The organism is Lacipirellula parvula, assembly GCF_009177095.1.
GTDB classification, from domain to species: domain Bacteria; phylum Planctomycetota; class Planctomycetia; order Pirellulales; family Lacipirellulaceae; genus Lacipirellula; species Lacipirellula parvula.
In genome coordinates, this window is sequence record NZ_AP021861.1 from 363162 (window position 1) to 375347 (window position 12186).

The 12186-nt window shown below is 61.9% G+C and carries 9 protein-coding genes; 4 read left to right on the forward strand and 5 right to left on the reverse strand.

Annotated features, from left to right (window positions below; all coding sequences use genetic code 11):
- The first annotated feature begins 53 nt into the window (after positions 1–53).
- Together PLANPX_RS01370 and PLANPX_RS01375 are read left to right on the forward strand one after the other, a co-directional pair.
- Complete coding sequence (locus PLANPX_RS01370; RefSeq protein ID WP_172991788.1) at positions 54–1853, forward strand: DUF3592 domain-containing protein; 1800 nt, start codon at positions 54–56, stop codon at positions 1851–1853.
- 138 nt (positions 1854–1991) lie between these two features.
- Complete coding sequence (locus tag PLANPX_RS01375; protein WP_152096995.1) at positions 1992–3035, forward strand: S66 peptidase family protein; 1044 nt, start codon at positions 1992–1994, stop codon at positions 3033–3035.
- A gap of 82 nt (positions 3036–3117) precedes the next feature.
- Here PLANPX_RS01375 and PLANPX_RS01380 read toward each other — a convergent pair whose 3' ends face one another.
- The 5 genes from PLANPX_RS01380 to PLANPX_RS01400 form a co-directional block, all read right to left on the reverse strand.
- Entirely contained in the window at positions 3118–4419 is a 1302-nt protein-coding gene (locus PLANPX_RS01380) for a DUF1501 domain-containing protein (protein ID WP_152096996.1), read from the reverse strand.
- A gap of 185 nt (positions 4420–4604) precedes the next feature.
- Complete coding sequence (locus PLANPX_RS01385) at positions 4605–6242, reverse strand: DUF1549 domain-containing protein (RefSeq protein ID WP_152096997.1); 1638 nt, start codon at positions 6240–6242, stop codon at positions 4605–4607.
- Between the two features lie 1406 nt (positions 6243–7648).
- Positions 7649–8050, reverse strand: coding sequence for a 30S ribosomal protein S9 (rpsI, locus tag PLANPX_RS01390; RefSeq protein ID WP_152096998.1), 402 nt, complete (start codon positions 8048–8050; stop codon positions 7649–7651).
- Positions 8051–8115: 65 nt separating this feature from the next.
- Positions 8116–8553: a 50S ribosomal protein L13 gene (rplM, locus tag PLANPX_RS01395; protein ID WP_198421829.1), complete on the reverse strand. Its 438-nt coding sequence runs from the start codon at positions 8551–8553 to the stop codon at positions 8116–8118.
- Between the two features lie 197 nt (positions 8554–8750).
- A complete protein-coding gene (locus PLANPX_RS01400; protein ID WP_152096999.1) occupies positions 8751–8960 on the reverse strand; it encodes a hypothetical protein in 210 nt (69 codons plus the stop codon).
- A 356-nt stretch (positions 8961–9316) separates the two neighbouring features.
- Between PLANPX_RS01400 and ald the strand changes: the two genes are divergently transcribed.
- Together ald and mtnA are read left to right on the forward strand one after the other, a co-directional pair.
- The gene (gene ald, locus PLANPX_RS01405; RefSeq protein ID WP_152097000.1) at positions 9317–10426 is read left to right on the forward strand and encodes an alanine dehydrogenase; all 1110 of its coding nucleotides are present in this window, start codon (positions 9317–9319) and stop codon (positions 10424–10426) included.
- A gap of 706 nt (positions 10427–11132) precedes the next feature.
- A complete protein-coding gene (gene mtnA, locus PLANPX_RS01410; protein ID WP_172991791.1) occupies positions 11133–12149 on the forward strand; it encodes an S-methyl-5-thioribose-1-phosphate isomerase in 1017 nt (338 codons plus the stop codon).
- Positions 12150–12186 lie beyond the last annotated feature (37 nt).

A 12186-nucleotide genomic window follows, 5' to 3' on the forward strand; every position in this document is an offset into this window, starting at 1 on the left:
CTGCGCGAGACATTTCTGAAAGCCAATACCGGTAGCAGTCGACGCCCATGCGAATGAAGTCGCTTGTAAGCACCGAGAATGCCACGGGCGTTAAGCAGTGGATGCAGTCGATTTTGGTGATCTTGTTCGCGCTCCCCTTCGCCGGCGTCGGCGTGTTTATGGCTGGCTGGGTTGTACGCGACGTATGGACTTACAATGCGATTCAGTCGTGGCAGGCGACGCCCGCCATGCTTTTGGAGACTGAACTCAAGGGCACAGGTTCCCAGCGGGCGACTGCGCGCTATCGGTACGAGGTCGACGGCAACAGCTACGAGTGCGATCGAGTCGCCCTACATGCAGGCGCCGATAACATTGGCAAGTTTCAGCGCGAACGCGGCGAAGAACTGGAGCGGCTATTCAAACAAGGCAAGCCGATCACCGCGTACGTCAATCCAGCCGACCCGGCCGAAGCGATTCTCTTTCGTGATTTGCGTCCGGGAATGCTGGCGTTCAAAGCAATATTCGCCTTGGTCTTCGGCGCTGTTGGATTTGGCATCATCGGCGCCGCCATCATGGCGGCGTTGGGACGGGACGGAAAGGCGGAAGCGAAGGCGAGCCAAGAGCCGTCGCTGGAACCTTGGCTTGCGAAAGAGGCGTGGCGAACAGGGCGAATCCGCACAAGCGCGGGCCCGATCTGGGGAGCGCTGCTGATGGCCGGTTTTTGGAATCTGATCAGCACGCCGGTTTTCTATCAGGCGGCGACCGATGGCGAGGTTGAGTGGTATATCCTCTCGCTGATCAGCCTCTTTCCCTTGGTCGGCTTCGTCCTGGCCGTCTCGGCCTGCTATTTGTGGCTGCAGCATTGGAAGTGGGGCGTCTCGGAGTTTGAAATGGCCGCCGTTCCGGGAGTGCTGGGCGGCCCCTTGGCCGGGGTGATCCACGTGCCACGGTCGATCGAGTCGCCGGAGGGAATCGTCATCCGGCTGGCCTGCGTCGAAAGTAAGCGAGAAGGGAAACATACGAAGACGACGACGCTGTGGGACGAAGAACGCACCATTATCCGCAACCTCTCCACGCCCGGCGGCGCTGAGACGTTGATTCCGGTCCAGTTCGTGATTCCCTACGGCCTGCCCGATAGCGGCGCCAACGGCGTGACTTGGAAGCTATCGGCTGCCGCAAAAACGACCGGCATCGACTACGGGGCTGAATTCGATGTGCCAGTCTTCAAAACGGAGGCGAGCTCGCCGACTCCGTCGACGATCGAGATCGACGACGGCAAGCTCTTCGCCCCGATCACGCTGGAGTCGATTGCCAGAGGATCGGGGGCCAGTGTGGAGGAGGACCTGCCCGATCGGAAGCAACTCAACTTTCCGATGGCTCGTCAGCGCGGATTGTCGTTCGGCGCCACGCTCTTCACCGTCATCTGGATCGGCGTCAGCGTCGGGTTGTTTTACAGCGGCGCTCCGCGCTTCCTTGCCTGGTTGTTCAGCGGCATTTCCGTGGTCTTACTTCCGATGCTCGTCTCCACTGTGCTGGAGCGGACGCGACTAGAGTTTGGCAGCCACGGCGTGAAATACACGCGGCAGATCGCAGGCATCGGACGCGAGCGGTCGGTGGCTGCGGAGAATATTTCCAGCGTCACGGCGACCAAGTCGGGGATGAGTTCGAACACCACGACCTATTGGAAAGTGGAACTGCTTGAGCGGGGAGGCGCCTGCCATACGCTGGTCACCGCCATTCCGAAGCGGCAATTGGCCGAACGCCTTGCCGAGGAGATTGCCGCGGCGACGGGAATCTCCCAATCGCGCAAGGGTTCCGGGTGTTCGCGCATGGAACTCGAAAGCGAGTTGCCGGCCGACTTGCGGGGCGGTTAGAGTTGGACTTGTGCTTGGTGGAATTGAGCCACGAACGCACGACGGACACGAAGGATGGCACGAAGGTGATACGGGTTCCATCTTTTCGATTTCTCCTTGGCGGTTCAACTTCTTAAACGCATCAAGCGAAGAGCAGCAATGATTCATCGAGTGAAGACGCAGTTAGTCGTAAGTATGGCAGTAGCCATTACAGCAGTGAGCGCGGTTTGTTCCGCCGCGGAGCCGCAGAAGCTGGTGTGGCCGAAGCGGCTGGCGCCTGGCGATACGATCGCGCTGATCGCCCCGGCCGGGCCGCCCGATCGCGAGCAGGTGATGCGATTCAAGAATCACGTCGAGCAGCGCGGCTACAAGGTGAAGCTCCGCGAGGACATGTTCAACGTCGAGGGATACCTCGCCGGCAGCGACAAGCGGCGGGCGGAGGAGTTCAACGAAGCGTTCGCCGATCCCGAGGTCGACGGCGTGCTGGCGGTGCGCGGCGGCTACGGCTGCATGCGGATGATGCCGCTCATCGATTGGGATGTAGTGAAGAAGAACCCGAAGCTGCTGCTTGGCTACAGCGATATCACGGCGCTTCATGCCGGGATGAATAAGGTTGGGATTGTCAGCTTTCACGGTCCAGGCCCGGCGTCGGGGCTCGGCAGCGAGAAGGGGCCGACGGAGTTTACTGGCAAGTACCTGCTTCGCGCCGTCGAAGCCTCGCCCGAGTCGCCGGCTGGTCCCTACACGGTCGAGGTGCCGAAGGATGTTTCTGAGGTTGATTCGTTCGGCAAAGGCAAGGCGACGAGCCGGCTCGTCGGCGGCAATCTGTCGCTGATCTCTGCCCTCGAAGGGACGCCGTACGCGATCGATACGGATGGCGCGATTCTGGTGATCGAAGACGTCAACGAGGCGCCCTATCGGATCGACCGGATGATTCAACAACTGAAGCTGGCCGGCAAGCTCGACAACATCAAAGGCGCCGTGCTGGGCAAGTTCACCGAGGACTTCGTTCGAGAGGATAAGCTGACCGACGACCAGCGGTTCGATACGACCGGCGTGCTGCGGCAGTACTTTGAAAACCTCGGCGTGCCGGTGCTGGTCAACTTCCCGATCGGCCACTACCCGCAGAACTGCACCGTGCCGCTGGGGGGCGAGGTTGAGATCGACGCTGATGCGAAGACGCTCAAAATTCTTGCTCCTTAGTTTTTAGCCGCGAAGAGGCGCAGAAGACGCAAAAATAAAGACAGTAGAGGCCTCTTTTTGCGCCCTTTGTGCCTTCTCGTGGCTAAGAAAATAACTCTTCAACCACCTCGCCGCCGTCAACGATTTTGATTGGCCTCCCGCCGCCGCTCATGTTTTCGTAGTCGGCGTCGATGCCGAGCGTGTGGTAGACCGAGCGGAAGAGGTCGGGGATCAGCACGGGGCGGTCGGTCACTTCCGTGCCGGCGTCGTTGGTGGCGCCGATGACTTGCCCGCCGCGGACGCCGCCGCCGGCGAGGGCGACGTTGAACGCTTTTGGGAAGTGATCGCGGCCGCCGCGAGGGTTGATCTGCGGCGTGCGGCCGAACTCGCCCATCCAAATGACGAGCGTCTTCTCAAGCATGCCGCGCTCTTTCAGGTCGGCGATGAGGCGGGCCGACGGTTGATCGACGTTGCCGCACAGATTTCGCACGGCGGCGAAGTTATCCTGGTGCGTGTCCCAGCCCCGAGCGTGGACCTCGACGAAGGTGACCCCCTGCTCCACCAGCCGGCGGGCCATCAGGCAGCCCGCGGCAAACTCGCCGCTGCCGTACGACTCGCGAACCTGCTCGGGCTCGCGTTCGATGTCGAAGACTTCCATCCGCGGGCTGTGGATCATGTCGGTCGCCCGCTTGGCGACTTTCAGTTGGTCGGCGACGACCTGGGCGCCGCCCGCCGCGGCGAAGTCGCCTTGCATCGATTCGAGCAACTGCATCCGGCGGGCGAAGCGAGTGGCTTCCGACGATGGCGTCGTGTTTTGCGGCGGCTTCGAGGCCGATTGAATGATGAGCGGATCGTAATCGACGCCGAGGAGCCCGCCGCCGCCTGAGTTCGGCAGCCGGCCGCCGATTTGGACGAAGCTCGGCAATTCGCTGGCGGCGCTACCGATTTGATCGGCGACGTTGGCGCCAAGCGTCGGGTGCTTCACGCTCGCCATCGGCAGGTAGCCATGGTGGAGCAAGTAGGTCGCCCGTTGGTGGTTGCCTTCTTTGCTCGTCATCGAGCGGATGATCGCGAGCTCGTTGGCGACCTTCGCCATGTGGGGAAGGTTCTCGGCGATCTGAATGCCGGAGACGCTGGTGTCGATCGCCTTCGTCTCGCCGCCGTTCGCGTGGCCCGGCTTGGGGCTGAAGGTTTCGAACTGCGAGGGGCCGCCGCTCATCCAGAGGAGGATGCAGGCCATGCCGCGGTCGCGAAGTTCGTCGGCACGCGCGGCGAGCACGTCGGTCCAGCTAAGGGCACTGGCCGCTAAGCCGCAAGCGGCTGATGCCTTGAGGAAGTCACGCCGGCGGACGACGCGGTTGCCGCGGAGGGAGACGTGCGTGTGATGTTGTAGTGAGAAGGCCATCGGAGTGCCTGTGTCTCAAGTGCTATGAATTAATTGAACCGCGGATTTCACTGATTTCGCTGATAAGCAGGTGACCAGTAATCTGAAAGTGGCTTCGAAGGAATTGCCGATCAGCCTCTTACTTTCCTATCTGTATAATCCGCGAAATCCGCGGTCGCTCTTTTACCCCTCCGAGCCAGTGGCTATTACCTTCGGTGCCGGAACTCCGCCGAGTTCACCAGCGCCCAAGCGAAATCTTCCACCGCCTGCTTTCGATTGCCGACTTCGCGGAAATACGTCTTCGCTCGCGTGAGCTCTTCTTCAGTTGGCTCTCGGCTGAGCGTGCGCAAGTAAAGTTCGGCGACGAGTTCGTCGTTGTTTTTGATTTCGGCGACCAAGCCGCTGAGGACGCCGCGGTTGGCTCGAAGGCTGCCGGCGACTTGGGCGGAGTTCATCATGGCGAGCGACTGCGGGATCGAGCCGCTGATCGACTCGCGCGGCTCGCTCGGGTCGAAGCCGAACGTTTGGTTGAACTGCGTGCGCGGATCGCGCTGCTGGCCGCCGAGCCCTCCGCCGCCGCGGCCAGGGCGTTTTGGTTCTGCTTCGGGGACGTCGAGCGCCGAGAGGATCGCGTTGTACAGCTGATCGGCCCGCAGTGGTTGCGGCACATTGGCGGCAAACGGCGATTCGTCCTCCGCGCCGCCGCGCGGCCGCGATTGGCGTTGGTACGCCTCGGTCGCGGCGATCGTTTCGAACAGCCACTTCACGTCGTAGTCGGCGTCGCGGAAGCCCTTCGCGAGGATCTCCAGCGTTTCCGGGGCGACGGCGGTGCGGTCGGGGCCGACGTCGTCGACTGGTTCATAAAAGCCGCGGCCGACCATTTCAGACCAGAGTCGATTCACCATCGCGACGGCGAACCACTCGTTGCGGGTAAGGTACTTGGCGAGCATCTCGCGCCGCTGCGAGTCGACGGTGCCGTACGGCAGCTTCGCGGTCGTGAGGAAGAACTTCGGCTGCATTTGCGTGCCGGGCGCCGAGGGGTCGAGCAGGTCAGGCATGAAGTGCTCGGGCATCGGACGGTTGCCGTCGTCCGCCTTAGCGAACTTGAACTGACGATCGCTGGCGACAACTTGGAATGAACGCGACGTTGCCGTGCGGACTGGCCGGACGCCGATGCGCGGGAAGAACGCAGCGAGTTCGTGGAACTGCTCTCGCTTCCAGCGATCGTACGGGTGGTCGTGGCACTGGGCGCACTGGATTTGCATGCCGAGGAAGATGCGGGAGACCTCGGCGGTCGTTTCTTCGGTGCGGCCCTCTTGGGCCATGATGATCGCGGTCGAGCCGTTGTCGCGAACGTCGCCGGTGGCGGTGACGAACGCGGCGGCGATTTCGTCCCACGGGACGTTCTTGTTCAGTTTTCCGCTAAGGTCGGCCTCGAGGGCGTTCGACGCGATGAGGGCGCGGTCTTCGATGCGGCGATAGAAGATGACGTCGCGCCAGTAGCGGGCCCAGTTGAGGCCATACTGCGGATCGGCGAGGAGTTCGCGGACGGCCCGCTCGCGTTTGTCGGCCGAGGGATCGAGCGTGAAGGCGATCACATGCTCGGGCGTCGGGATGTCGCCGACGAGGTCGAGCCAGACGCGACGGAGGAAGGTGGCGTCGTCGCAGGCGGGGGCGAGTTCGGTTTGCGATTTGAAGAGCTCCGCGGCGAGCAAGGCGTCGACTTGCTTGGCAACGGCTTTGGGCTCTTGCCGCGGGCCAGCGTGGGTCGAGGGGGCGAGGGACGCCAAGAGGGCGAAGCCGATGGCGAGTTGCGTCGCGAATGTCGTGAAGGGTCGTGGCATGGCGAGCCGTCTCGTTTTGAACGCCGTGGTTGAACGCCGTAGCGGAGCCTGGGGAGCAGATTTGCTCGCCCGGCGTCTCTATTTCCAGCATATCCGCTGGCGAAAGTTTTCAGCGCTGCGAGTTCCGGGAATTGAACCCCGGCGTTTTGGCGGGAGTTTCGTTGTTGGTTGGGCTTTCGTTGTGGTCGCCCGTCGAGGCCGGATTGCAGTGCATTCCTTGTACCGGGGGCTTTGTTTGCGGGGACCGCGACCGGCGGTCGCGGCTTTATGGCGGGATTTGATTTTTGTCGCGGGATCGCGCTTTTGACGACATAAATCTTAAGTTGTTGTTGGGATTGCGGTTGTGGGTGTCGCGGCGGCGACAGATTTGGTTGTTGGAATCAGGCCTCATGAACGCCGCATGCTAGCCGGACCGCCACGCGGTCCGGGGGCGGTTCGTTGGTGATGGTGCATCGATCGCGCTGCGGCCCGGAGGGCGTGGCCCTCCGGCTAGTTGGTTGCCGAGGGTGCGTCGCGTTGATTTGAGCCTAGCAGAGTGGGTGGCCCAGTTTCGACACAAAAGTTCGGAGATTGTCGGTGGCCGGAAAGAGGGGCTGGCGGTTGATTTTAGTGTGTAGCCCCGGTTGTCGTCTCAAGCGGCTGCGCCGCCCTGGTGGGCGAGTACGCCAACCAGGGCTACCCGCTTTCGAGTGACCTCCAGTAACTTGCCTCAAGCGGTGCTGAGCCGAGCTCGAGCACCTCTCCTTCCCAGACGGGCTCCCAAGTTTGGTATATCCCAAATCTTAGGCCGACGTGCAGTCTGGTGTGTGGGGCGCGCCGTGAAGCCAGTTGGAAGACGATCAGCACTGATCGTTGCGCTTCGTCGGCCGATTTCACTTGGCGAACAACAATGTCCCATTGATTCGCTGCTTCGTCGTGAAGCACGTTGTGAGGGGTCGTTTTAATGTGGCCGGCGTAACCAACCCATGGTGGCGCGAACGGCCGGGTTGTCCCTCGGCCTGTCCATGTAACTTTCGCATGAACGACAGGGTAATGTTCGCCAGGCATAGTGAAATCACGAGAGCAGAATACGCGACAGAAACCGTTTCAATATCAGGTACGGAATTAATGGCGGGCCTCGGCTGCCGCCTCGCGCGGCTACCGTGGCGGGGCTGGTCTGGCGATTGTATGGCCTCTTGTGGCTGCGCCGCCCTGGTAGGCGAGTACGCCAACCGGGGCTACCCGCTGCGGCGGATGAATTAGGCGGGCGTGTCCTTAATGTACCGCGCTAGTGTGAAGCGTGTGCGATGATGAGGGGCCGCGACCGGCGGTCGCGGCTTTGTAGGGAAGTAAGGAGTGAGCGCGCAACAAAAAAGCCGCCTTCGGTTGAAGGCGGCTTTTTTCGTTTTGGGTTGTCGCGAAGGCGATTAACGCTTCGAGAACTGCGTTCCGCGGCGGGCGCCGTGGAGGCCGTACTTCTTGCGTTCCTTCATGCGGGAATCGCGCGACATGTAGTTCTTCTCGCGAAGCTTTTCGATCAGCTCGCTGTCGTGCTTCAGCAAGGCGCGGGCGATGCCCTGGGTGCAGGCGCCGGCTTGGCCGGTGGTGCCGCCGCCGTCGACGAGGATCTTCACGTCGACCTTGTCGCGGAGTTCGCAGTGGTCCAGCGGGCCGGTGACGGCGTTCTGGTCCTGTACAATGCGGAAGAACTCGGTGAGTTCGCGGCCATTGACGGTGATCTTGCCGCTGCCCGGCTTAATGCGGACGCGGGCGACGGAGGTCTTGCGACGGCCAGTGCCGAGGGCTTCTTCCGAGGCGACTGCTGACATGGAGGAGGTTCCTCTGTTAAATCATCGCGGGATGACCCGCGGCTAAGTATTTGAAATGTATGGGGTTAGGCGATCGAGGCGAGCTCGGTCGGCTCAGGCTGTTGGGCCTGGTGCGGGTGATCGGCGCCCTTGTAGATCTTGAGCTTCGACAGCATCGCGGCGCCGAGCTTGTTCTTCGGCAGCATGCGGCGGACGGCTTCCTGAAGGATCAGCTCAGGCGACTTTTCCAAGCGGTCGGCGGCGCCGATCGTGCGTTGGCGGGTGTAGCCGGTGTACCAGGCGTACTTCTTCTGGTCCCACTTCTTGCCCGTGAAGTGCACCTTCTCGCAGTTGACGACAACGATGAAATCGCCGGTGTCGACGTGCGGGGTATAGGTCGGGCGGTGCTTGCCCATCAGGATGACGGCAATTTCGCTGGCCAGGCGGCCCACGATCTTATCGGTGGCGTCGACTAGCAGCCACTTCTGCTCGAACGTGCCAGCTTTGGCCATGTAGGTGGTCATGGGACGAATACTTTCCGCAAATACGTGTCGAAAACTGTCGTTCGAGCCGCTTAGCCGAGGCGCAGCGACTTTGGAGAATCGCTCAATTTACCAGCGTCCCCCCAAGGGGGCAAGTGGACCATTTTTAAGGGTTCAGGTGGCTGGGTTCGGGGTTCAGGAAGAACGCGGTGGGCCTCGCTACTCCCGGAGCGTACGTGCTATTTTCGGCCGCGCAGGGCGAGCGCCCCGAGCCAAAGGGTGAGAAATCCCCCGGTCATCGCCACGACGACCCACAAACGGCGGTAGTCGCGGTCGGGAGTTTGCGGGTCGAGGCCGAGATAGGCCCCGAGGGCGAGCAGGCCTCCCCAGGCGACCAGGCTGGCCACGATGTACCACAGGAGCCGGCGGTTGGTGGGTTCGTGCTGCATGGGGCGGTCTGGCCGGAGGGTTTGTGGGAGGGGTCTCCGACCCCGATGCGGCTTTGGCGGTACTGAACGGCACGAATTGGTGAGCGGTTTCGGCGTCGGAGACGCCTCCCACAGGCGGGGCTTGCCTTTCGCCATCGTTGCAGCGGTCTTCGGATTAGCGCAAAAGCGCTATTACGTTAAAGGCCTGCGCAATTCGAGATTTAAGCAGTCACGACCTCCGAGTACACTCGGCTAAAGATGAGCGAGCCGCGGGCATCCCCCGCTTTCTCGGCGGACGCGCGGGGCGAGTCCCTGCGGCGTGATTCTACCCCACCCCCGCCCTTCCCTGAATCGTTATTTGCCAAGGCTGAGTTGAGATGATTATCGGCGTCCCCAAAGAAGTGAAGTTGGATGAGTACCGCGTCGCCATGCTGCCGGTTGGCGTCGAAGAGCTAACCCGCCGCGGGCATAAGGTGCTCATCGAAGTTGGCGCGGGAATTGGTTCGGGCTTGCCCGACACCGAATACGCCGCCGCCGGGGCTGAGTTGGTGCTCGAAGCGACTGAGATCTTCGCTCGCGCCGACATGATCGTGAAGGTGAAGGAGCCGCAGGCAAGCGAATGGCCGATGATCCGCAAGGGTCAAACGGTCTTCACTTACTTCCACTTCGCCGCCGATCGTGAACTGACGGAAGCGATGATCAACTCGGGCGCCGCCGCGGTGGCGTACGAGACGCTGGCCGACGACCAAGGCCGATTGCCGCTGCTGACGCCGATGAGCGAAGTGGCCGGCCGGATGAGCGTGCAGGAAGGCGCCAAGTACTTGGAGCGTCCGCAGCAAGGCCGCGGCATTTTGCTGGGCGGCGTGCCGGGCGTGGCGCCGGCGAACATCCTCATCCTAGGCGGCGGCATCGTGGGTGCCAATGCCGCGAAGATTGCCGCAGGCTTCAACGCCAACGTGGCGATTCTCGACATCAACATGGATCGGCTGCGGTACCTCTCGGACGTGATGCCGCCGAACGTCGACGTGTTGTTCAGCGATCGTCACATCATTCGCGAGCAGCTGCGGTTGGCCGACCTCGTGATTGGCGCCGTGTTGATTCCTGGCGCCAAGGCGCCGCGGTTGATCGAACGCGAGCAGCTGAAGGAAATGAAACAAGGCTCGGTGATCATCGACGTCGCGATCGACCAGGGCGGCTGCATTGCTACGAGCCGGCCGACGACGCACAGCGAGCCGACGTACATTGTCGATGATGTGCTCCACTACTGCGTGACGAACATGCCGGGCGCCGTGGGGCGGACGAGCACGTTTGCGTTGTGCAACGTGACGCTGCCGTGGGTGATTGAGATTGCCCAACGCGGGATCGAGGATGCGGCTCACTCGCTGCGGCCGATTGCTCGGGCCGTGAACATGTTCGCCGGCGAGGTGACGAATCGGCCGGTGGCTGAGACGTTTGCGATTCCTTATAGCAATCGCTTTCTGCCGTAAGCGTCTCGGTTTGCTTTATGGAAGTCTCATGGCTGTGGTTCGTCGTGCCGGCTCTGGTCATGGGGTGTTACGTCTTGCCGGTGCTAATTCTCTGCCTCAGCGGGCTGAAGCTTCACCTTCACAAGGAGGCTGCCGCGGTTGAGTTGTTTCGTGGTCTGCTGTCGTCGGGCGCTATAGATCCACAATGGCTTAGGGATAGTGGGTTTTCCCCGTTGGGAGCCTATCACCTGGGTGATGCAACTGGTCGGAGCTCGGTTGTTTGGAAGCGCACTGGAGAGAGAACGTATTTGTCAGTGGTCTTGAACGGAGGCGAGTTTTCATCACTCGAATTCTTTTCTGCGTTTGAATCTGGCGGACTTTCGACCGGCAGTCGGATTCTCCAAGTTCTTCCTGTTGCTCCCGGCCGCTGGGTTCAGTCGTTTAGTCTGAACGACCCGCGAGAAGTATGGAAACGTCATCTGCAGGGGCTCGAGTACCTTCGAAACGCATCAGGAAAAGAGCCCAGCGTGAGTGAAGTAACTATATTGGACGAGTTTCAAAGCATCCTTGATGATTCATTTCGATACATTACTTCACTTCGGTTTTGGTACTTGCGAACGGCGTATTGGCCGATTGTTCGTCCATGCTGGCAACATGGAAAAACCGTGTCCGAACAGGCCGCTCGTCGTCACGATGTTTGAAGGCGGCTGGCGGGGCTTTGCAATCGATGAATGAAACAACTGCCACGCTGCGCTGGGAGGGGGGCGTCGACGGCCACTTGATGCTGCTCGACCAAACGCGACTGCCGCTGGACGTGGTCGAGGTTCCTTGTCGGACGGTGGAAGAGGCTTGGGATGCGATCAAACGACTGGTGGTGCGTGGCGCCCCAGCGATTGGCGTGGCGGCCGCGTACGGCGTATGTTTGAGCATCAAGAACGGCGAAGCGGCGGTCTACGACGTTGTCGAAGCGTGCCGGTATCTGGCGACGAGCCGGCCGACCGCGGTGAACCTATTCTGGGCATTGTCGCGGATGCGGCGCGTAGCCGAAGCACCGACGGCGACGAGCGGCCCGGCTCTCGCGGAGGCGTTGCTGGCCGAAGCGCGGGCGATTCACGACGAAGATCGCGAAATGTGCGCGGCGATGGGTCGGCATGGCGCCGATTTGGTCGCGGACTTGCCCGAGGGCGTCGGCATTCTCACCCACTGCAACGCCGGGGCGCTCGCGACCGGCGGCGATGGGAGCGGGCTGTCGCCGGTGTTCGAACTCGCCCGTCGCGGCAAGCGGCCCCGCGTGTGGGTCGACGAAACGCGGCCGCTGCTGCAAGGCGCACGACTGACGGCGTGGGAACTGATGCAGCGCGGCATCGACTGCACGCTCATTTGTGATTCGATGGCGGCCCATGTGATGCGTGCTGGCAAGGTGCAGGCGATTTTCGTCGGCGCCGATCGGATTGCCGCCAACGGCGACGCGGCGAACAAGATCGGCACCTACGGCGTCGCCGTGCTGGCCGAGGCGCATGGCATTCCGCTGTACGTTGTGGCGCCGACGAGCACGATCGACATGACGCTCGCCACGGGCGCGGAGATTCCGATCGAAGAACGCGCCGCGGAAGAAGTGACCGAAGGTTTTGGCCGCCGTACGGCGCCTGCTGGCGTGCGAGTCTATAACCCGGCGTTTGACGTGACGCCCTATCGGCTTATCAAGGCGATCATTACGGAGCGGGGCGTGTTCAAACCAAAGTGAGCTATTTGAACCACGGCGGCACGGCGGACACGACGGA